Raw genomic sequence first — 19,982 nt, forward strand, 5'->3', positions numbered from 1 at the left:
GTGGTCAGGGTGTCAGTCGGCGAAGCCGAAGAACACGTCTTCGAGCGAGGGCTCCAGCAGCTTGAGGTCGCGCACGCGCGCACCCAGTGGCGCGAGGGCGGCCAGCACGGCCATCTTCTGCTCGCGCGGGCAGTGCAGGCGCAAGCCTTCGGGCGTGTGCTCGGGGACGATGCCCGTCGCTTGCTCCAGCGCCTGTGCGGCGGCGGGCCGGTCGGCGGGTGCGATGTCCAGTTCGAACGACAGCGGCATGCGGGTTTGCTCGCGCAGCTGCTGCACGCTGCCCAGCGCCTGGATGCGGCCGGCCGAGAGAATGGCGAGCCGGTCCACGCGTTCTTGCAGTTCGGCGAGGATGTGCGAGGTGATGACCATGGTCACGCCCTCGGCCTGCAGGCCCCGCAGCGTGGCGTAGAAGTCGCGGATCGCCTGCGGGTCCAGGCCGTTGGTGGGTTCGTCCAGGAACAACACGCGCGGGCTGCCCAGCAATGCCTGCGCGAAGCCCAGGCGCTGGCGCATGCCCTTGGAATACTCGCGCACCGGGCGCTTGCCGGCGTGTGCCAGGCCCACGCGCTCCAAAATGTCCGCGCACTGCGCCAGCGGGGCGGATTTCAGCCGCGCGAAAAAGCGCAGCGTCTCCAACCCGTCCAGGTTGTCGTAGAGCACCACGTTCTCGGGCAGGTAGCCCAGTTGGCGGCGGGCGGCGCGGAACCCCCGCCCACCCACCTGGGCACCTGCGATCAAAAGCGTGCCCTGCGTGGGCTTCACCAGGCCCAGCATCATCTTGAACAGCGTGCTCTTGCCTGCGCCGTTGTGCCCGATCAGGCCGAAGATCTCGCCCTTGGGGATGTCCAGGTCCACACCGTCCACGGCGTGCAGCGCGCCGTAGTGCTTGCTGACGCCGCGCAGCGAGATGGCCACGTTGTCACTGGCCGGGGAAATGCTTGCCACGCCATTCACTCCATTGTTGATTGCTGGGCTGCATGCGCGGCTTCGGGTCCACGACCGATGGCACGCGCAGCACAGGGAACTGCCGGCCCACCAGGCGCAGGGCCTGCACGGCCGGGCTGGCCAGCAGCAGCTTGACGCTAGGGTGGCGCCAGGTCAGGCGGTCCACCATGTCGTTGGCCTCGTAGGGCACATCGCCGACACCGTCGCCATCGCGGTCCCAGCCCAGGTAGTTGCTCCAGTGGTTGCCGCTCTTGGCGCCCCAGCGCTCGTCGCGCGCACCCACGTAGCGTACCTGCTCGCGGTTGGAGATGAAGTCGTTGCCTTCGACTTCGTTGTTCTTCGAGCCCGCGGCCAGGTGCACGCCGACGGTGTTGTCCACCACCAGGTTGTTGTTGAGCTTGATGTACTCCACGTCGTAGATGAAGAAGCCCCGGCTGTTGCCGGCCACGACGTTGCCTTCGATCACCGAATCCTGCAGCGTGCGCAGCATGATGCCGTGGTCGGAGTTGCCCCAGGCGCGGTTGTTGCGCACGGTCTGCTCGCGCACTTCCATCAGGGCCAAGCCGCCACGGTTGTAGTAGGTGTCGTTGTCCTCCCACAGGTTGTAGTAGGAGTTCATGTAGTGCGTGCCGTAGCGGCTGTGATGCAGCTGATTGCCCTTGAACAGCGCGTGGTGCGAGACGTCCACGTAGAGCGCGTCGCGCACGAAGCTGATGTTGTTGTTCAGGATCTTTGCGCCTTTGGTGTTGTACAGCTGCACGCCGTTGCCACGCTGCGGGGAGGAGTATTCACGCTTGCCGGTGATGACGTTGTGCTCGATGAGCACGTCATTGGCCTTCTCGATCCACAGGCCGAACAGGTTGTAGGTGAGGTCGCAGCGGCGTACGACGGCACGGTGGGCGCCAGGGTAGAGGTAGATGCCGGCGTTCTGATCCTTGAGGTCGTCACCCGAGTCGCGCACGATCAGGCCCTCGATCACCACGTCCGGTGCGGTGACGCGGATGGTGTCGCCCTGGTTGCCACCGCTGATGGTGGGGCGGTCCACGCCGCGCAACGTGAGGGGCTTGTCGATCACCAGATTGGCGCGGTACGTGCCCCGCGCAATCTCCAGCACATCGCCTGCCTTGGCTTTGCGCACGGCGGCGGTCAGATCGTCGCCCGCTCGCACATGGAGGGTGGCCGCCTGGCAGGCCCCGGCGGTCATCGCCAAGGCCAGCATTAAGTGGGTGACACCGCCCTTCATGGGGTGAACAGTCCCAGCGCCTGCAGCACCAGGAACAGCGCAGCACCGATCATCAGGTTCTTGAATCCTACGTAGCTCATCATGTCCATTACACCTGCAACGCGGTAATTGTCGCGCCACCACGGGCCGTCCTTGACGTAACGGCGGCCCGACAGGCGAATCAGCACTTCGTACACGCTCCAGCCGAACCACCAGCCGATGATGGCGCCCGACGAGAGGTGGCCCATCGCCGCCATGATCCAGGCGATGGTGGCTGCCACCGCCAGCGACAGCCCGGCGATCTGCAGCGCGCGCTGGCTGCGCCAGCCTTCGGCGCTCCAGGGCCAGAGATGGTCGCGCAGTTCCAGCAGCAGCCAGCTCGTGAAGCCTACGTTGCGCTTGTGCGCGGGCAGCGTGGGTTCGGTGGGCATGCGCGGATCGGGGCCCTGGGCGGCCTTGGCCGATATCTGGTCCTGCACGGTGGCGGGGTAGATGGGGATGAAGTAGCCATTCTTGCCGATAGGCGTCATCTCCAAGCCGTCCTTCTCGCGGCGCTTGCGCTCCTTGGCCAGAGGCGGGCAGCCCTTGGTGTCGGTGTACAGGATCATGCAATCCAGGCAATGCAGGCATTCCCGGTGGTCGATGCGCCCGTCGGCGTCGATGGCCTGGGCTCCGCAACCTACCGCGCAGGCCTTGCAGCTGTTGCAGTCCTGCTTGCGCTTCAACCCGAACCAGCGGAAGGTGCTGGGCATGGCCAGCGAGGCGCCCAGCGGGCAGATGTACTTGCAGTAGGGGCGCTCGATGAAGATCGACACGCCGAGGATGGCGGCGACGAACAGGCCATAGGGCCATGCCCGGTTCATCACGCCGACCAGGAACGTGGTCTTGAAGGGTTCGACCTCGGCCAGCTTCTCGGCCAGACCCATGGAGAACATCGACACCGCCAGCAGGACGAAGAAGACGGCGTACTTGATCCACTTGAGCCGGTCATGCCACTTTTGCGGCAGCTGTGTCTGGAAGCGCTTCAGCCCGAGGGCCTTGGCGATCTTGAAGATCGCCTCCTGCAGCGAGCCGAACGGACACATCCAGCCGCAGAACAGCCCGCGCCCGAACAGGATGGTGGTCACGATGATGAAGATCCAGAACAGGAAGATGAACGGATCGGACAGGAACAGCGACCAGGTCCACTGGAACAGGACGGAGTGGAACCAGGTCAGCACCTGGGTGATGGACGGCTGGGCCATGTAGCCAAAGCCGATCCAGAAGATGCTGATGGCCCAGAAGGTGTACTTGAAGCCATTGACCGGCCACTTGTTCTTGTGCGTGGACAGGCGGGTGAGCCTTTCGCGGAAGGCGTACACCACGGTGACTGCAATCAGCAGCAGGGCGAACAGGCTGATGGGCAGGGCCTGCGATTTCCAGATGCGTACCCAGGGGGCATCGGGTTCTTGCACCTTGGGGCGGCCGCCTTCGAGCAGATCTGCCGGCAACCAGTACTTGGACTCGAAGACGGCAAAGCTGCGATGGCCTGTGGCCCGATCGACCCGGTTGCCCAGGAAGGCGAATTTCCACGGATAGGCCGCAGAAAAGGCCTGCGAGCGGATGATGAAGATGGACGACTCGGTGTAGCGGGGTGCGCCGGCGGCCTCCAGGCCGTACAGGTTGAGGGAGTCCAGGTCGCGGAAGGTGAAGGAGTCAGCACCTTGCTTGACCTGCACACGGTCAAAAATGCCGCCGCGTACGAAACCTGATCCCTTGAAGGACTCCTGCCCGCCGGTCTTGATGACGAAAATGGCGCTCTCGCCTTCCTTGAGGCGCGAACGCAGGCTTTCGAAACTGTTCTTGCCCAGCAGGCTGCGGCCTACGTCGGGCTGGTTCAGGTCACCGAACCACATTTCGATGAAGGGCTCGGGGCCGCGCGGCAGGCCCACCTGTTCGGGCTTGACCAGCAATTGCTGCACCGCGCCCATCTTGACGAGTTGGGCCCAATCGTAGGTTTGTCCGGTGGTGACAAAGCGGGGCTGCTCGCGCACCGTGGGAGCAATGATGCCGGTCTGGCGTGCCACGGCCGAGCCCGAGGCCATGACCACCTGGTTCTGAGCCACCACGGTGACGGTGGCTCCGGAGATGGCGTCGACGCCGATGACGTTCTCATCGGGGCGGGAAGGGCCGACTTCGATGGTGTCGGTGACCGACTTGCCGATGTACTGGTTGTTGAAATTGATGAGTGCCGACTCGGGGATGCCCAGCAGAAGGATGGGCTCGGAGTGCTTGAGCACCTTCATGCCGACGAAGCGGCCCTGCGTGTCCATACCGATGAGCGTGACCACCGGCTTGCCCGAGTAGGCGGGCGTGTCGGTGATGTCGGTCGACAGCATGACGTAGCCCAGAAGCTTCTTCTGGGCCGAGTCGTTGTCATACGCCTCGACATAGGGCGGCTGGCCCTTGCGCGGCGAAAAATGCGTAGCGCCCGGAAATACTTCGGTGCACGGCAGCAGCGCGCACATGTCGGGCGTGGTGGCCAGGTTCGCAGGCAGTTCCGCCTCGTAGGCTCCTGCGTGCGCCCGCGGCACCCATAGCGGGGCGGCGAGGACCAGAGCAAGACAGAAAGCGGCTAACCGTGAACCTAGGGAAAACATTGCACTATCCAACTAATAGCAGGCGCCGCTTGCTGCTTCTGCGAAAGAAGCCAATTTGACTTACAACCCTCCCAGGCCAGGCCCAGGAGGGTTGCGCGTCATCAGGCTTCGACGATCATGCGCGTGCGCATTTCCAGGTGCAGCGCATGGCAGAACGTGGAGCAGTAAGCCCAGAACACACCGGGCTTGTCGGCGATGAAGGTCACCGACTTCGTCTCCAACGGGTTGATCACGAACTGGATGTTGTACTTGGGCACCGCGAAGCCGTGCGTCAAATCTTCGATCTTGTCGAGGTTCGTGAGGATCAGCGTGACTTCATCGCCCTTCTTGACGGTGAATTCACGCAGGCTGAAGGCAGGGGCCTGCGACGTGAGCTTCACCGTGACCTTCTTGCCGTTGCGGAAGACGCCGGATTCCTTGGCGTCCTTGACGGCCAGCGGGAACTCGTCCAGGTCGTAGACCTGCTTGGGCTTCACGATGTCACGCTTGAAGATGATGAAGTCGTGGGGCTCGCCGCGCACCGGGTGGTCGGCCAGCAGCACCATCTTGTCGCCCGAGATGTCGATCAACTGCTCGTTCTCGGGGTGGAAGGGGCCCACCGGCAGGAAACGGTCCTTGGAGAACTTGCAACCCACGGCGAGGAACTTGCCGTCAGCGGCCACGGTCTCGGAGTGCGTGGCATTGATGTGCCCAGGCTGGTAGTGCACGTCCAGGCGGTCCACGACGTAGGTGGCGTTCTTGTCACCCTTGTGGAAGGCGATGGCCTTGTCGATGTTCCACTTGACGATCTGGCTGTCCAGGAACAGCGTGGTGTAGGCGTTGCCGCGGCCGTCGAAGGCGGTGTGCAGCGGGCCCAGGCCGATTTCCACCTCGGCGACGATGGCGTCGTCGAGCTTCTCGCTCTTGCCGTCGAACCAGTCCAGCACCTTGGCCAGCTCGATCACGGTGGCCGTGGGCGACAGCTTGCCGGCACAGATGAAGTACTTCTGGTCGGGGCTGGCGTTCACGCCGTGCGGGTTCTTGGGAACGCTCACATAGGCGGTGAGGGCGGTCTTGGCATCCTTGTTGGCTTCGCGGGTGCCGTCCACCACGGGCACCTTGGACGTGCCGTAGGTCTTGAACTTGCCGGCCTTCACGGCTTCTTCGATGCGGGCAATGTTGAAGAACAGGCAGGCGTCGCGCTCGGCCGACATCATGTCTTCGTAGTGCACACCGTTCTCGGTGTTGTACTGGTTGGTCGCTGCCAGCTTGCCGTCGAACGACGTGGCCGTCAGGTCGCAGTTGCCGTCGATCAGGACCTGCCAGCGCACTTCCATGGTCTCGGCATCCACGCAGGTGAACATCGAGCGGTACTTCTCGGTGGCGTTCACATCCTTGCCGTCGTTGGGCAGGGGAATGCCGAATTCAGCGCCGCAGAACACGCGCGTGGTGTAGTTGATGTTGGGATCGACCGGATCGCGCTTGTCGGGGAAGATGCCGTGGAAGCCCTGCACGTTGGGCAGCTCGGTGATCTTGTCGCAGATGAAGTAGTCCAGGCGGATGCGGGCGATGCGGCTGTTGATCTTGTCGTTGACCCAGGCGTAACGGCCGTCGTAGTTGCCGTCCTTGTACGAGCCGTGCAAGTGGTGGGTGTCCGCCACGGTGTAGCGCAGGCTGCCGTCGGGCTTGGTGCCCATCACGGCCTTGGATTCGTTGGTGATGCCCCAGCCCACGAGTGCGTCAGGCACGAAGCAGGGAATGCGCAGAAGTTCACGACCGGAGGGCAGGCCCAGCACGCGAACGTCGCCGTTGTGGCCGCCGCTCCAAAGACCGTAGTAGGTATCGAGCTCACCGGGCTTGAGGTGCACGTTGGCGCCGGCGTGGGCGGCAGCGGGGGCGGGTGCCGGCGCGGGAGTGCCGGATGCTGCAGGGGCGGCCGCGGGCTTGTCGTTGCACGCGGCAACGCCCACGGTCAGTCCCGCCAAAGCAGCGGTATTGATGAACCGGCGGCGTCCCATGCCAACGGTTTCAGGGTTCAGGCTCTCTCTCTTGTCGCTCATGATGTCCTCTTTCAGGTAGTGCAAGCGGAAAATGGGGGCGCGCGCGCAGGTGGTGGCGCGGCCGTGGGGGCAACGGCCACCACACGAGGCGGTGGCAGGGGTACGGAATGGGTGATGGGCCAGCCCGGCACGGTCAGTACGGCGGGCTGCGGCGGTTCCATGCTGGGCAGGCACAGCGAGCAGTCCATGCCCAGGGTGTCGAGCACGGCATTGCTACCGGCATGGTGAACCACCAAGGTGGCGCCGCTGGCACTGGAACAGACCAGTTCCATGGTGCGCGGCTGAATGAGGGGGGAGGCGAGTGCCGCCCCAAAACCAAGGACGAACCACGCCACTGCCCACCAGCGTAGGAGGTTCAGGGAGCGGAGTTTATCCATGGCGGAAGTATGGGCTCTAACGGCGCGTGTTGGAAGCCACCTCTGTGGTGACAGTGCCTAAATGTTCACTTCGAATGTTTCTTTCGATGTTGATTTACATCAAATGAATGATTCTGGAAACTACCAAACTGACGACCCATTGAAGGGCAGGCTCGTTGCATGGGGCGCAGGCTAAGATGCCCTTTTGGTTTTGGACGTCAACAAGAAAGGCTTTCATGAAAAAGACATCTCTCACGATGGCGCTGGCCGCCGCAACCCTGCTGCTCGCCGCCTGTGGCAAAAACGACGCTCCGGCGCCCGCGCCTGCTCCTGCACCCGCTGCGCAAGCACCGGCTCCCGCGCCTACCCCTGCTCCCGCGCCAGCCGCTCAAGCACCTGCCGCCGCCCCCGCAACGGCGGAGAACACCGTCGGTAAGAGCGTGTTCGGCAAAACCTGCGCGATGTGCCATGCGGCCGGCGTCGCTGGGGCTCCCAAGCCTGGCGATAAGGCCGATTGGGCGCCGCGTATTGCCCAGGGCAAGGACACGCTCTACAAGCACGCCATCGAAGGCTTCACCGGCAGCAAGGGCATGATGCCCGCGCGCGGCGGCGCGGCTTCGCTGAGCGATGACGAAGTGAAGGCCGCCGTGGATTTCATGGCTGACCAGTCGATGTAAGGACCGGAGGGGCTCGCGATGAATTCAGATCGGTGCATGCCGGCGGTAGGCAACCGGTGGACGCGGCGGCGCTTCGCCCTTGCGCTGCCGCTGCTGGGCGCGCTGGCGTACCTCCACCCGCGCCAGGCTTTGGCTGGCATGGTGGAGGGCGCGCAGCCCCTGGTGCGCGCGAGCCGTACCCTCATGGGCACACGCGTGGACATCGCGGCTGCCGTTGGCAATGGCCGCGATGCCGGCGCTGTGCAGCAGGCGATGCTGCACGCATTCGCGGAAATGGAGCGCCTGGAGGCGCTCATGAGCCGTTACCGGGAGGGCAGCGACGTGGCGCGGCTCGGCGCGGCCGCCGGCCGGCATGCCGTGCACGTGGCCCCGGAAGTGATGCAGGTGCTGCGCACGGCGCGTCGCCTGCACCAAGAAAGTGCTGGCGCCTTCGATCCCACCATCGGTGCACTGCGGGGCTGGCATTTTGAGCCCGGCCACGAAGCCGCGCCGGCACCTGAGGAGATCGCTCAGGCGCTGCGTTTGGTGAACGCGCGCCACCTCGTGCTGGACGAGCGCGCAGGAACGGCCTACCTTGCGCGGCCGGGCATGGGGTTGGATCTGGGCGGCGTGGCGAAGCTACCTATTTTGCAGGCGGGCTTGCAAGTGCTGGAGCGCGCTGGCGTCACGGATGCGCTGGTCAACGGCGGTGGCGATGTCCTGGTCATGGGCCGGCAGCACGACCGTCCCTGGCGCGTGGGCGTGCGCAATCCCTCCGCTCCGGCGCAGCTGCTGGGCGTACTGGAACTGCAAGGGCGCGGCGTGGTGGCATCGTCCGGCGACTACGAGCGGGGCTTCCTGCGTGCAGGACGCCGCCTGCACCATGTGCTCAACCCCCGCACGGGTTGGCCCACGGAAGGTGTGCCTGGCGTGGCGCTCCTGGCCGAGCGTATCGAAGACGTCAACGGCTGGGGCACGGCGCTGATGGTGCAAGGGGCTGCGGCCGCACCTGCATGGCATGCGGACCACGCACATGTCGAAGCCCTCGTGGCGAGCGCTGATGGCACGCGCTGGAGCTCCCCTGGCATGCTCGCCGCGCTGCGGCCAGTGCCGGCGCGCGCAGGATGAAAACGCTTTCTTCGCGGGCCGGTGGCGCCACGAAGAAAGCTTTTGGCGATTTGCGGCTCAACTGACGGAACAGCAAGCGCTCCAAGCTATATTGTTGATAGCGTGCCTAGGCGCCGGGCATTTGCGCCTGCGGGCATTCCACGTGGCAGCGCTCGCGGTCGGCCAGTGTCGTGCCGAAACGCACCGCGCTCAGACAGCCGCCCCACACGCACCCGGTGTCCAGCCCGAGGACGTCCGCCCGATCCAGCCAGCCCAACGTGGACCAGTGGCCAAAGGCGATCAGTGTGTTCAGCGTGCGACGCCCGGGTGCGTCAAACCACGGCACCAGCCCTGGAGGCGCCTCGGAGGCGCTTTCGGTGCTCTCGAAATCCATACGGCCCTCGGGTGAGCAAAAGCGCATGCGCGTGAGCGCATTCACGATCACGCGCAGGCGGTCCGTTCCCTGAAGTTCCGGGCTCCACAGGTCGGGAGAATTCCCGTACATCTGCTGCAGAAAACCGGCGAACTCCTGGCTTTGCAGGACGGCTTCGACTTCGCCGGCATATGCCAACGTCTCCTCTGCCGTCCATTGTGGCAACACGCCGGCATGCACCATCAGCAGGTCGCCGCCGCCATGGTGCACACGCCGCGCCAGCGGCTGGTGCCTCAGCCATTCGAGCATCTCGTCCCGATCCGGCGCCAGCAGGATGTCCTGCAGCGTGTCGCGCCGCGACGGTCGGCGCGTGCCGTAGGCGGCAGCGAGCAGGTGCAAATCATGGTTGCCCAGTAGGGGCCGCACGCTGTCCCCGAGGGTGATGCATCGGCGCAGCACCGCGGCGGAGTGCGGGCCGCGGTTCACCAGATCACCCAGCACGTACAACGTGTCCCGGCTGGGCGAGAAACCAATGGTGGCGAGCAGGCGTTCAAAGGCGTCGTCGCAACCCTGGATGTCGCCCACACAATATAGAGCCATATTCTTAGAACAGAGTCAGGAGAAGCGGCGATTGTGCGCGCCAACTGGGTGGAATCAGTGGTTATTTGCAGGGCTATGCGACGCTGGCAAAGTGCTGCACAAACAAGAGGCGCTAGTAACTAGTTGAATCAAATCACCATTTTGGTGCAAGCAATGATACGGATGCATTGGTGTACCTGCGCGAGAAAAGGTTCCTTGAGGGTGTCGATGGGAGGTAGTGATCCGGGCTGGGGTTGTTCGTTGCTTTTTTATGCGGCCAATTGCCATGAACTTGTAACGGGATTGGGTTTAGGACTTTATAATCCGCGTGCCCATTAATCCTTAACGCTCCATACCTCCATGACCGTCAGCTACAAAGAACTGTTGAAACAGCGTGAAGCCCTTGAGCAGCAAATCACCGAGGCGCGACGCCGTGAATTGACGGCTGCTATCTCGCAGGTGCGTGAACTGGTGGCGGAATATGGCCTGACGCAGCAGGACGTGTTCCCTGCAGGCCGCACGGGCCGCGTTTCTGCAACCAGTGGAACCAAGGTCGCGCCCAAATACCGCGACCCCGCCACGGGCCAGACCTGGACGGGCCGCGGCAAGGCACCGAAATGGATTCAAAACGAAGACCGCGAGAAGTTCGCTATTTGAACACCACGTGGCGGCGCGGCTCGGCGCAATTCTCCGGGCCGACCTAACCGCTGTTTTGCGTATGATTTGAAGAACCCGCTGGGGCGTGGCCTTGGCGGGTTTTGTCGCTTATGAGGGGTGCAGTATTCGTGGCGCGGTGCGCGGCAATATGGTGGGCGCGTCAAAGGGCCCCGCTGATGACAGACACTCGGCAAAGTGGCCCACGCACCGATTAACGGACACGGTGCAGGAGCGGTGTACCGGTGCTTTCTGGCCGCGCGGCGACCGCAGGACGCGTATTCATTTAAATCCGATTGCCCCAGCGTGGGGTCAAGGTATTTCGCGATGCGTTGGCTCTGCAGTGCGGCGCTGCCAAAATGGGCGCTGTCGTTACCCACAGGAGTTCTTGTATGGCAGCCTCCCGCAACCCCGGTCACGCTTTTGCTTCCACGCTCGCTACGTTTGCCACGGCAGCGGGAAAGAGCGGCAAGTTCTATTCGCTGCCTGCGCTGGCGCGCCAGTTTCCGGGGGTGAACCGGCTGCCCGTGTCCCTGCGCATCGTGCTGGAATCCGTACTGCGCAATTGCGATGGCCGCCGCATCACTGCAGAGCATGTGGAGCAGTTGGCGCGCTGGGCGCCCAATGCGCCGCGCAAGGACGAGATTCCGTTCGTGGTGTCGCGCGTCGTGCTGCAGGATTTCACGGGCGTGCCGCTGCTGGTCGATTTGGCCGCGATGCGCAGCGTGGCCCAGCGCCTGGGCCACAACCCCCGCAAGATCGAACCGCTGGTGCCTGTGGACCTGGTTGTGGACCACTCCATCATGGTGGACTACTACGGCACGAAGAAGGCCCTCGACCTGAACATGAAGCTGGAATTCCAGCGCAACCGCGAGCGCTATGAGTTCATGAAGTGGGGCATGCAGGCCTTCAGCACTTTTGGTGTGGTGCCACCGGGCTTTGGCATCGTGCACCAGGTGAACCTGGAATACCTCGCACCCGGCGTGCACAAGGGCAACGACGGCGTGTACTACCCCGACACGCTGGTGGGCACCGACAGCCACACCACCATGATCAACGGCATCGGTGTCGTGGGCTGGGGCGTGGGCGGCATCGAGGCCGAGGCCGCCATGCTGGGCCAGCCGGTGTACTTCCTCACACCCGACGTGGTGGGCTTCGAACTCTCGGGCCAACTGCGCGAGGGTGTCACCGCCACCGACCTCGTGCTCACCGTGACCGAGATCCTGCGCCGCGAGAAGGTGGTGGGCAAGTTCGTGGAGTTCTTTGGAGAAGGCACGCGGACCCTGGCGCTGCCCGACCGCGCCACCATCGGCAACATGGCACCGGAATATGGGGCCACCATGGGTTTCTTCCCGGTGGACGAGAAGACCATCGACTACTTCCGCGGCACGGGGCGCACCAAGGCGGAGATCGATGCGTTCGAAGCGTACTTTCGCGCACAGGGCTTGTTCGGTGTGCCGCGCGCGGGGGAGATCGACTACTCGCAGGTGGTGCGCCTGGATCTGGGGGATGTCACCCCCAGCCTGGCCGGCCCCAAGCGCCCGCAGGACCGCATCGAACTGGGCAACGTGTGCCGCCAGTTTGCCGAGCTGTTCAGCAAACCGGTGGCCGAGTCGGGTTTCAACCAGCCCGCTGAGCTGCTGCACACGCGCCACCATATCCACCGGCGCATGGCGCCCGTGACCGAGGGGGCCCCCAGCGAAAAACCCGTACCCGAAGGGGCGCCGCGTTTCCTGGTCGAGATGGAGCAGAACAAGCCGCGCCTGGAGGTGCAGCACGAAGACGCGGCGATCCATTTGCCCGCCAAGGGGGCGGACCCGACCATCGGCAACGGCGACGTGCTGATCGCGGCGATCACCAGCTGTACCAACACCTCCAACCCCAGCGTACTGCTGGCTGCGGGCCTGCTGGCCAAGAAAGCGGTGGAGGCAGGGTTGCGGGTCGCGCCGCACATCAAGACCTCGCTGGCGCCGGGCTCGCGCATCGTGACCGAATACCTCACGCAGACCGGGCTGCTGCCCTATCTGGAAAAGCTGGGCTTTGCCCTGGTGGGATATGGCTGCACGACCTGCATCGGCAATGCGGGCGATTTGGCGCCCGAGCTCAATGAGGTCATCACCAGCAATGACCTGGTGTGTGCCGCGGTGTTGTCGGGCAACCGCAATTTCGAGGCGCGCATCCACCCCAACCTCAAAGCCAACTTCCTGGCCAGCCCGCCGCTGGTGGTGGCCTATGCGATCGCGGGCACGGTGCTCAAGGACCTCATGACCGAACCGGTCGGCAAGGGCAAGGGCGGGCGCGACGTGTACTTGGGCGACATCTGGCCCAGCAGCGACGAGATCCATGCGCTCATGAAGTACGCCATGAACGGCAAGGCCTTCAAGGAGAACTACGCCAAGGTCAAGACCGACCCCGGAGCCCTGTGGAACAAGATCCGCGGGGTGGACGGAGACGTCTATGTGTGGCCCGCCAGCACCTACATCGCGGAGCCGCCATTCTTTGCGGATTTTGCTCTCGATTCAGTAGCTGCCAGCGATGGTAAACAGGGCGCTGCAGGCCAAAAAACCTCGGAATCCGTGATGGGTGCCCGCATCATAGCGCTGTTCGGTGACTCCATTACCACGGACCACATCTCTCCCGCAGGCTCCATCAAGGAAACCTCTCCCGCCGGCCAGTGGCTGCTGCAGCACGGGGTGGCCAAGCCCGACTTCAACAGCTACGGCGCGCGCCGCGGCAACCACGAAGTGATGATGCGCGGCACCTTTGCCAACGTGCGCATCAAGAACCTCATGATCCCGCCGCTGGCCGACGGCTCGCGCGAGGAGGGGGGCGTCACCATCTTCCAGGGCGAGGGACCGATGCAGGGCCAGAAGATGTTCATCTTCGACGCCGCGATGCACTACATCGCCAACAAGACGCCCACGGTGATCTTCGCGGGGGAGGAATACGGTACCGGCTCCAGCCGGGACTGGGCGGCCAAGGGCACCCAGTTGCTGGGCATCAAGGCGGTGGTGGCGCGCAGCTTCGAGCGCATCCACCGCTCCAACCTCGTGGGCATGGGGGTGCTGCCGCTGCAGCTGCGCGGCAACGACTCGTGGCAGAGCCTGGGCCTGCAAGGCGACGAGGTGATCGACGTGATTCCAGACCCCGCGCTCACACCGCAAAGCGAGGCGCGCCTGGTCATCCGCCGTGCGGATGGTTCCTGCCAGGAAGTGGCCGTCACCCTGCGCATCGATACACCCATCGAGGTGGACTATTACCGTGCGGGCGGCATCCTGCCGTATGTACTGCGACAGTTGCTGAGTGCGTGATTCCATCTCTTAGGACGCGATGCTGCGGCCCCAGGCGGTGCGATCTGGTCTGCGCGCCGTGGGATTGCGCCATGCCTGGTGCACCGCTGATAGCAGGGTGGCTGCCGGTGGGCGGACAATCGGTCCATGCAGAAACAAGTCTTAATCGCAGGCGGTGGCATCGGAGGATTGGCTGCCGCCCTGGGTAGCTCGCGTGCCGGGTGGGAAGTGCGCCTCTTCGAGCGTGCCGCGGAGTTCACCGAGGTGGGCGCCGGCGTGCAGATCGGCCCGAACGTGGTGCGCCGGCTGCAGGCCTGGGGCCTGCAGAGCGCGCTGCAGGCCGTGGCCGCCTTCCCCGAGCGTCTGCAGGTGCGCAGTGCGCTCACCGGCGCTGAGTTGGCGGCGCTGCGCCTGGGCAACACCGCCATCGAGCGCTACGGCGCCGCCTACGCCACCATCCACCGTGCGGACCTGCACGGCCTGCTGCTCGATGCATTGCGCGAGCGCACTGGTGTGCACCTGAACCTGGGCCATTCCATCGTGCACCATGCGCAAGACGGTGGCGTGGTCACCGTGCGCGTAACGCGCCACGGCCCGGGAAGCGACAGCGAGGGCGGTGCGCAAGATCTGCTGATCGAAGGCGATGCGCTCATCGGCGCCGACGGCCTGCGCAGCGGCACGCGCATGCGTTTGCTGGGTGAGACGCCCACGCGAGTCTCCGGCCACCTGGCCTACCGCGCCGTGGTGCGCCAGGACGCGCTGCCCCAGGCGCTGCGCAGCCAGCAGGTGACCGCCTGGCTGGGGCCGCGCCTGCACGTGGTGCAGTACCCGCTGCGCCGTGGCGAATTGCTGAACGTGGTGGCCATCCGCCACGGGCAGCCGCCGGCCGACCTCGATTCCTGGGACCATGGCGCCAACGCGGCCGATCTGGAGGCCGCGCTGGCCCGCACCTGCACGCCGCTGCAGGACTTGATTCGCGCCGTGCCCCAGGCGGGCAGTGGCTGGCGCCTGTGGCCGCTGCTGGACCGCCCGCCCGTCGCCGGCCCGCAAGAGATGGTGCAGGGGGTGGTGGCGTTGCTGGGCGACGCGGCGCACCCCATGCGGCCCTACCTGGCGCAAGGCGCCGGCATGGCCATCGAGGACGCAGCCGAGCTGCAGCGCGCCCTGGCCATGCACGACCTGGAAGTGCCGCTGCGCCTGCGCCGTTACGCGCTCAACCGCTGGCAGCGCAACGCGCGCGTGCAGGAGCGCTCGCGGCGCAACGGGCGCATCTTCCATGCCACGGGCCTCGTGCGCTGGGGGCGCGACACGGCGTTGCGGCTGCTGGGAGAGCGGCTGCTGGACGTGCCCTGGCTCTACCGGGGCGACGGCTCCAGCGCCAGCTCGCTGTGAACGTGCGCTGGGGCAGTTGGCATGTGACGCTATTTAATTGATAGCTGTTTGCGCTTATCCTGTAAGCGATAACGGCAGATTTGACTGCTATCTTTCACCCTGCGGCGGATGCGGCAGCAGCCGAAACGCCAGCGCCGCCAACGCGAGCAGCACGGCGATGCTGGCCATCACTGCCAGGTAAGGGTCCGTCCCCCCGCGCTTGGCAAGGGACGCCACCAGCCCCGTGAGCCACTGCATGGCCGCCACACCCAGGAACATGGCCATGGTGAACACCGCCATGGCCCGCCCGGTGAGCGCCGCCGGGTAGGCCGCGCGCACGTCCGCGTACTGCAGCACGATGAAGCCCGACAGCAGCCCCACGGCCAGCATGCAGGCGACGTCCAGCAGGGCGGAGTGCGGCAGTACCATGGCCGCGAACAGGACCGCCATGGCCAGGGTGCAGGCCACGATCCAGCGGCGGCGCCGGGCGGGGCCGGGGTCGATGCGGCCGAACAGCATCGGCCCGCACAGCGCCACCACCGACAGGGCCAACGCCACGTTGCCGCTTTGCACCAGCGAGAAACCGTGGCGCTCGATCAGCATGGGCCCCAGCCACAGGCCGCGCAGGGAGATGAGCGCCGCATAGGTCACCGCGCCCAGCACCACGATGCCCCAGGTGTGCGGCACGGCGAACAGCGCGGCGAAGCGCAGCACCGCCTCGCGCACGGACTCGCGCGGGGCCTCCTGCTGCGCCGGCGCGGCGACGGGCTCATGCACGCTGCGCCAGATCCACAGCCAAGCCGCCAGCGCCAGCGCCGCCAGCACCACGAAGCCCGCGCGCCAGGACCACTGCTGCACCAGCCAGGCCAGCGGCGTGCCGGTGAACAGCATGCCCAGCGTACCCAGCGCCATCGCCATGCCCGACATCGCCGCGAAGCGCTGCGGCGCGAAATGCCGTGCAATGAACACCGTGCACACCAGGAAGGCCGGCGCGCAGCCCACGCCGATCAGCGCCTGGCCCAGCAGCAGCGCGCCGTAGCCCGGCGCCAGCGCCGACAGCAGCGCCCCCGCGATACACAGCGGAAACGCCGCCAGGATCGTGCGGCGCACGCCATACAGGTCGATGCCGATGCCCATGAAGAGCTGCATGGCGCCAAAGGCGAAATGGAAGGCGCCCGCGAATACCCCCAGCGCTTGCGGCGACAGCCCGAAGTCCGCCTGCAGCGGCGCGGCCATGATGGCGGCCACGGTGCGAAAGGCCGAGCTCAATGCGAAGCCCGAGGTCAGCGCCACCAGCATCAGCAGGGCGGCGCGCGGCGCCATGGCGATGGGGGCGGGTGGAAGCGGCGCGGCGGAGGGGGCGTTGGGCATGGGGCCCGAGGCTACACCGGACGCGGCGCGCGTGCAGGCGCCGTGCGCACCGGCCCGCGCTTACATGGCCTTGAACAGCGGCGCATACAGTCGGCTCACCGCCAGCCGCTCAGGCCTGCCCCGCAGCTGCAGATGCATCCGGCCCGCTTCGTCGCGTATGGCGCTGGCGATGGCGGCGGCACGTACCAGCGTGCCCCGGTGCACCTGCCAGAAGTCGGCCGGATCGAGCTGCCCGGCCAGTTCCTTGAGTGGCGTGCGGATCAGGTATTCACGCTCGGCGGTGAGCACACGCACGTACTTGTCGGCCGCCTCGAAGTACACGACCTCCTGCACAGGCACGAGGTGGATCTGCGTGCCGCTGCTGGCCTGGATCATGCGCAGTGGCGCGCCGCCGCCCGCTGGGGGCCGCACCGATCCGCCCAGCCCTGGGGCCTGCGCCAAAGCGCGCAACTGGGTCAGCGCTTGCTCCAGCGCCGGCAGCGCGCCAGGGGCGCCGCGCTGTGCCAGCAGTTGCTGCAGCCGCTGCACCGTCTGGCGCAGCCGCGCGGGCTGCACGGGTTTGAGGAGGTAGCCCACCGCCTGGGCTTCAAAGGCCTGTACGGCGTATTGGTCGTAGGCGGTGACGAAGACCAGCGCGGGAAAGGCTGCGGTATCGGGCCAGGCATCGGCCAGCTCTGCTGCCGCCTCCAGGCCGCTCTGGCCGGGCATGCGGATGTCCAGCAGCAGCACGTCGGGGCGCAGTGCCAGCGCCTCACGCACGGCGCTCAGACCGTCGCCCACGCTCGCAGCGATCTCCAGGGCGGGCCAGGCCTGCTGCAGCTCATGGCGCAGGGCCGCGGCCAGCAGCGGCTCATCCTCGGCAATCAGGGCTCGGGGGAATGTCGAGTGCATGGTGCTTCAAGGGAAAAGTGATGATGCAGGCCGTGCCCTGTGCGCTAGCAGCTATCAATTCGAGAGTGCCAGCGTCGCCGTACAGGGTGGCGAGGCGCTCGCGCACCTACTGCAGGCCAAAGCGCGCGGTGGTCGTGCCCGCGGTGCCCGCGGGTGGTGTGTCGCGCAGGCCCGCGCCGGTGTCACGCACGGCCAGCTGCACGCGCGCCGCCGGGGTGCCGCCCTGCAGTAGCGCGGCCTGTACGTGGATGTGGCCACCCTGCACCTGTGGCTCCAGGCCGTGGCGGATGGCGTTCTCCACCAGCGGCTGCAGCAGAAGGGGCGGGACGGGCACGTTGCGCAAAGCCTCGGGCAGTTCCAGGGTGTAGTCCAGGCGCGGGCCCATGCGTACGGCCATGAGGGCCAGGTAGTCCTGCAGCCGCTCGAACTCGTCGGCCAATGGGTGCAGCGCGGCGCGCGATGCGCCCAGGGTGGCGCGCAGGTAGGCGATGAAGTGGTCCAGCATCTCCTGGGCGCGCGGCGGATCCGTGGCCACCAGCACGCGCAGGTTGGCCAGGGTGTTGAACATCATGTGCGGCTCCAGCTGCGTTTCCAGCAGTTTCAGGCGTGCCTCGGCCGCGTCACGCTGTACCTGGGCCACGCGCGCCTGCAGAAAGCGCGCCTTGCCCCGGCTGTGGAAGAAAAACGAGATGGATGCGCTGGCCGCGATGGTGACGACCAGGGTGGACACGGCCTCGTGCCCGCGCAGCCAGGCCAGGTCGCCCAGTGCGCCGCCGTTGTACAGGTGTCCCACCACCGAGCCGGAGACAAAGCCCATGGCCGTGCCCGCAAAGATGAGTACCGCTCCCCATGGCCGCCGCGGCCACGGAATGGCGCTGTGGCGTGTGAGCGCCATGCGCCCCAGGTCCACCGTGAACCAGCTCACCAGGCCGATGGTGAGCGAATACACCAGGTTCGCATCCCAGGGCGTGGATCTCGCCAGCGTGACGCCCAGCGCCACCAAACAGCAGAACGCCGCCGTGGTCAGCAGCCGGCAGAGGAAGGCGATGGGGTGGTTGACGCTCATGGAACAGGCGGGGTACGGGTCATTGTGCTGCAGGGCCGGCCCGTCATTGCGGTGCCGAGTCGTTGTGGCCGCTGCGCTCGCGTGCCAGCGCCGCCCGCTCGCGTGCGACAAGCGCTTCGCGCCAGTGGGCTCCGGGCAGGGCCAGCCACACGACCGCCCCATGCAGCAGCAGGCCCAGACCCCAACCGAGAGCGGGGTAGGGCGTCCAAGTCCGCCCCAGCATCAGCGCCAGGCCCGCCAGCGCCAGCTGGACGGTGAGGTAGACGCCCGCGTGCAACAGCCAGCCCAGCTTGGCACCCGCGCGCCGCGGGGCCAGGCGGTCGAGGGTATCCGGGCGGTTCGGGGAATGAAGAGAGTGATGCATGGCGCGTCTCCAGACGGGGTACTGCACCCCGTTGCCGTACTGTGCAAGGAGAGGGGGCCCACCAAACAGTGCATTGCGACGAACGGCAGCCGCGTGGCGCGGGCGGTTGCCTGGCGGGCGCGAGCGGAGCCGTTCTGGCGTATGGCCCGGCAGGACACAGGGCGTGACACCCGTGTCACGCCGCACGGGGCTGATAATCCGCGCTTTGCTTTTCCGCTGTCAGGACGCTTGCGTGGACACTCTCTTGCTGCTCAAGGCCGCCATCATGGGCGTGGTCGAAGGGCTGACCGAATTCCTCCCCATCTCTTCCACCGGCCACCTGATCCTGGCCGGGTCGCTGCTCGGGTTTGACGATGCCAAGGCCAAGGTCTTCGACATCGCCATCCAGACCGGCGCCATTTTCGCGGTCATTCTGGTCTATTGGCAGCGCATCCGCGCGACGCTGGTGGCGTTGCCCACCGAGCGGCAGGCGCGTCGTTTCGCCTTGAACGTGCTGATCGGCTTCCTCCCGGCCGTGCTGCTGGGCCTGTTGCTGGGCAAGGCCATCAAGGCGCATCTGTTCACGCCGGTGGTGGTGGCCAGCACCTTCATCCTGGGCGGCTTCGTCATCCTCTGGGCCGAGCGGCGCCAGCAGGCCGCCGTGCGCATCCATTCCGTGGACGACATGACGCCGCTGGACGCGCTGAAGGTCGGCCTGGTGCAGTGCCTGGCCATGGTGCCCGGCACCAGCCGCAGCGGTGCCACCATCATCGGCGGCATGCTGCTGGGGCTGTCGCGCAAGGCGGCTACCGACTATTCGTTCTTTCTCGCCATCCCCACGCTGATCGGCGCAGGCGTCTACAGCCTCTACAAGGAGCGCGCACTGCTGTCGGCGGCCGACATTCCGCTGTTTGCCGTGGGACTGGTGTTTTCGTTCATCAGCGCCTGGCTGTGCGTGCGCTGGCTGCTGCGCTACATCAGCTCGCACAGCTTCGTGCCGTTCGCCTGGTATCGCATCGCGTTTGGCCTGGTGGTGCTGGCCACGGCATGGAGCGGCCTGGTGACCTGGGCCGAATAGCC

General features: G+C 66.1%; 15 protein-coding genes and 1 pseudogene. 6 read left to right on the top strand and 10 right to left on the bottom strand.

The genetic code is table 11. The features are described from left to right. Positions 1 to 12: 12 nt before the first annotated feature. The 5 genes from PCQ86_RS06270 to PCQ86_RS06290 all read right to left on the bottom strand — a co-directional run bounded on the left by PCQ86_RS06270 (position 13) and on the right by PCQ86_RS06290 (position 7,117). On the bottom strand, positions 13 to 945 hold the full coding sequence (locus tag PCQ86_RS06270) for an ABC transporter ATP-binding protein (protein WP_011804569.1): 933 nt from the start codon (positions 943 to 945) through the stop codon (positions 13 to 15). Beyond that, entirely contained in the window at positions 920 to 2,188 is a 1,269-nt protein-coding gene (locus tag PCQ86_RS06275; protein ID WP_270175107.1) for a nitrous oxide reductase family maturation protein NosD, read from the bottom strand. Before PCQ86_RS06275 ends, PCQ86_RS06270 begins: the two co-directional genes overlap by 26 nt. Beyond that, positions 2,185 to 4,806: a NosR/NirI family protein gene (locus PCQ86_RS06280; RefSeq protein WP_270175108.1), complete on the bottom strand. Its 2,622-nt coding sequence runs from the start codon at positions 4,804 to 4,806 to the stop codon at positions 2,185 to 2,187. The genes PCQ86_RS06275 and PCQ86_RS06280 overlap by 4 nt, the downstream gene beginning before the upstream one ends. A 101-nt stretch (positions 4,807 to 4,907) precedes the next feature. Then, positions 4,908 to 6,845, bottom strand: coding sequence for a TAT-dependent nitrous-oxide reductase (nosZ, locus tag PCQ86_RS06285; RefSeq protein WP_047350834.1), 1,938 nt, complete (start codon positions 6,843 to 6,845; stop codon positions 4,908 to 4,910). Between the two features lie 11 nt (positions 6,846 to 6,856). Beyond that, positions 6,857 to 7,117 (bottom strand): hypothetical protein, encoded by a 261-nt coding sequence (locus tag PCQ86_RS06290; protein WP_234305558.1) that lies wholly within the window; start codon positions 7,115 to 7,117, stop codon positions 6,857 to 6,859. Between the two features lie 320 nt (positions 7,118 to 7,437). Between PCQ86_RS06290 and PCQ86_RS06295 the strand changes: the two genes are divergently transcribed. Beyond that, the gene (locus PCQ86_RS06295) at positions 7,438 to 7,878 is read left to right on the top strand and encodes a c-type cytochrome (RefSeq protein ID WP_210433989.1); all 441 of its coding nucleotides are present in this window, start codon (positions 7,438 to 7,440) and stop codon (positions 7,876 to 7,878) included. Positions 7,879 to 7,896: 18 nt separating this feature from the next. Then, the gene (locus PCQ86_RS06300) at positions 7,897 to 8,985 is read left to right on the top strand and encodes an FAD:protein FMN transferase (RefSeq protein ID WP_270175109.1); all 1,089 of its coding nucleotides are present in this window, start codon (positions 7,897 to 7,899) and stop codon (positions 8,983 to 8,985) included. Between the two features lie 106 nt (positions 8,986 to 9,091). On the opposite strand, the gene PCQ86_RS06305 is transcribed toward PCQ86_RS06300, so the two are convergent. Continuing rightward, the gene (locus PCQ86_RS06305) at positions 9,092 to 9,937 is read right to left on the bottom strand and encodes a symmetrical bis(5'-nucleosyl)-tetraphosphatase (RefSeq protein WP_270175110.1); all 846 of its coding nucleotides are present in this window, start codon (positions 9,935 to 9,937) and stop codon (positions 9,092 to 9,094) included. A 339-nt stretch (positions 9,938 to 10,276) separates the two neighbouring features. Between PCQ86_RS06305 and PCQ86_RS06310 the strand changes: the two genes are divergently transcribed. The 3 genes from PCQ86_RS06310 to PCQ86_RS06320 all read left to right on the top strand — a co-directional run bounded on the left by PCQ86_RS06310 (position 10,277) and on the right by PCQ86_RS06320 (position 15,252). Then, positions 10,277 to 10,573, top strand: coding sequence for an H-NS histone family protein (locus tag PCQ86_RS06310; protein WP_011804577.1), 297 nt, complete (start codon positions 10,277 to 10,279; stop codon positions 10,571 to 10,573). Between the two features lie 389 nt (positions 10,574 to 10,962). Next, the gene (locus tag PCQ86_RS06315; protein WP_270175111.1) at positions 10,963 to 13,881 is read left to right on the top strand and encodes an aconitate hydratase; all 2,919 of its coding nucleotides are present in this window, start codon (positions 10,963 to 10,965) and stop codon (positions 13,879 to 13,881) included. Positions 13,882 to 14,007: 126 nt separating this feature from the next. Continuing rightward, a complete protein-coding gene (locus tag PCQ86_RS06320; RefSeq protein ID WP_270175112.1) occupies positions 14,008 to 15,252 on the top strand; it encodes an FAD-dependent monooxygenase in 1,245 nt (414 codons plus the stop codon). Positions 15,253 to 15,339: 87 nt separating this feature from the next. On the opposite strand, the gene PCQ86_RS06325 is transcribed toward PCQ86_RS06320, so the two are convergent. The 4 genes and pseudogenes from PCQ86_RS06325 to PCQ86_RS06340 form a co-directional block, all read right to left on the bottom strand. Further along, positions 15,340 to 16,602: an MFS transporter gene (locus PCQ86_RS06325; protein ID WP_270175113.1), complete on the bottom strand. Its 1,263-nt coding sequence runs from the start codon at positions 16,600 to 16,602 to the stop codon at positions 15,340 to 15,342. A 60-nt stretch (positions 16,603 to 16,662) separates the two neighbouring features. Next, entirely contained in the window at positions 16,663 to 17,493 is an 831-nt protein-coding gene (locus tag PCQ86_RS06330; protein WP_270175114.1) for a LytR/AlgR family response regulator transcription factor, read from the bottom strand. Further along, positions 17,453 to 18,559, bottom strand: a pseudogene (locus tag PCQ86_RS06335) (sensor histidine kinase). The gene PCQ86_RS06330 and the pseudogene PCQ86_RS06335 overlap by 41 nt, the downstream one beginning before the upstream one ends. A 43-nt stretch (positions 18,560 to 18,602) precedes the next feature. After that, positions 18,603 to 18,923 (bottom strand): 2TM domain-containing protein, encoded by a 321-nt coding sequence (locus PCQ86_RS06340; protein WP_270175116.1) that lies wholly within the window; start codon positions 18,921 to 18,923, stop codon positions 18,603 to 18,605. Between the two features lie 232 nt (positions 18,924 to 19,155). On the opposite strand from PCQ86_RS06340, the gene PCQ86_RS06345 reads away from it, so the two are divergent. Further along, positions 19,156 to 19,980, top strand: a complete 825-nt coding sequence (locus tag PCQ86_RS06345) for an undecaprenyl-diphosphate phosphatase (RefSeq protein ID WP_172206575.1) — start codon at positions 19,156 to 19,158, stop codon at positions 19,978 to 19,980. Positions 19,981 to 19,982: the final 2 nt, after the last annotated feature.

Origin of the sequence: Diaphorobacter sp. ED-3 (assembly GCF_027625375.1) — a bacterium.
Classification (GTDB): domain Bacteria; phylum Pseudomonadota; class Gammaproteobacteria; order Burkholderiales; family Burkholderiaceae_C; genus Diaphorobacter; species Diaphorobacter nitroreducens.

What these genes read in the sequence shown, in the direction of transcription:
- PCQ86_RS06295 (WP_210433989.1), top strand. Translation starts at nt 7,438, where the DNA reads ATGAAAAAGACATCTCTCACGATGGCGCTGGCCGCCGCAACCCTGCTG.
- PCQ86_RS06310 (WP_011804577.1), top strand. Translation starts at nt 10,277, where the DNA reads ATGACCGTCAGCTACAAAGAACTGTTGAAACAGCGTGAAGCCCTTGAG.
- PCQ86_RS06340 (WP_270175116.1), bottom strand. Translation starts at nt 18,923, where the DNA reads ATGCATCACTCTCTTCATTCCCCGAACCGCCCGGATACCCTCGACCGC.
- PCQ86_RS06315 (WP_270175111.1), top strand. Translation starts at nt 10,963, where the DNA reads ATGGCAGCCTCCCGCAACCCCGGTCACGCTTTTGCTTCCACGCTCGCT.
- PCQ86_RS06320 (WP_270175112.1), top strand. Translation starts at nt 14,008, where the DNA reads ATGCAGAAACAAGTCTTAATCGCAGGCGGTGGCATCGGAGGATTGGCT.
- PCQ86_RS06280 (WP_270175108.1), bottom strand. Translation starts at nt 4,806, where the DNA reads ATGTTTTCCCTAGGTTCACGGTTAGCCGCTTTCTGTCTTGCTCTGGTC.
- PCQ86_RS06275 (WP_270175107.1), bottom strand. Translation starts at nt 2,188, where the DNA reads ATGAAGGGCGGTGTCACCCACTTAATGCTGGCCTTGGCGATGACCGCC.
- PCQ86_RS06330 (WP_270175114.1), bottom strand. Translation starts at nt 17,493, where the DNA reads ATGCACTCGACATTCCCCCGAGCCCTGATTGCCGAGGATGAGCCGCTG.
- PCQ86_RS06300 (WP_270175109.1), top strand. Translation starts at nt 7,897, where the DNA reads ATGAATTCAGATCGGTGCATGCCGGCGGTAGGCAACCGGTGGACGCGG.
- PCQ86_RS06290 (WP_234305558.1), bottom strand. Translation starts at nt 7,117, where the DNA reads ATGGAACTGGTCTGTTCCAGTGCCAGCGGCGCCACCTTGGTGGTTCAC.
- nosZ (WP_047350834.1), bottom strand. Translation starts at nt 6,845, where the DNA reads ATGAGCGACAAGAGAGAGAGCCTGAACCCTGAAACCGTTGGCATGGGA.
- PCQ86_RS06325 (WP_270175113.1), bottom strand. Translation starts at nt 16,602, where the DNA reads ATGCCCAACGCCCCCTCCGCCGCGCCGCTTCCACCCGCCCCCATCGCC.
- PCQ86_RS06305 (WP_270175110.1), bottom strand. Translation starts at nt 9,937, where the DNA reads ATGGCTCTATATTGTGTGGGCGACATCCAGGGTTGCGACGACGCCTTT.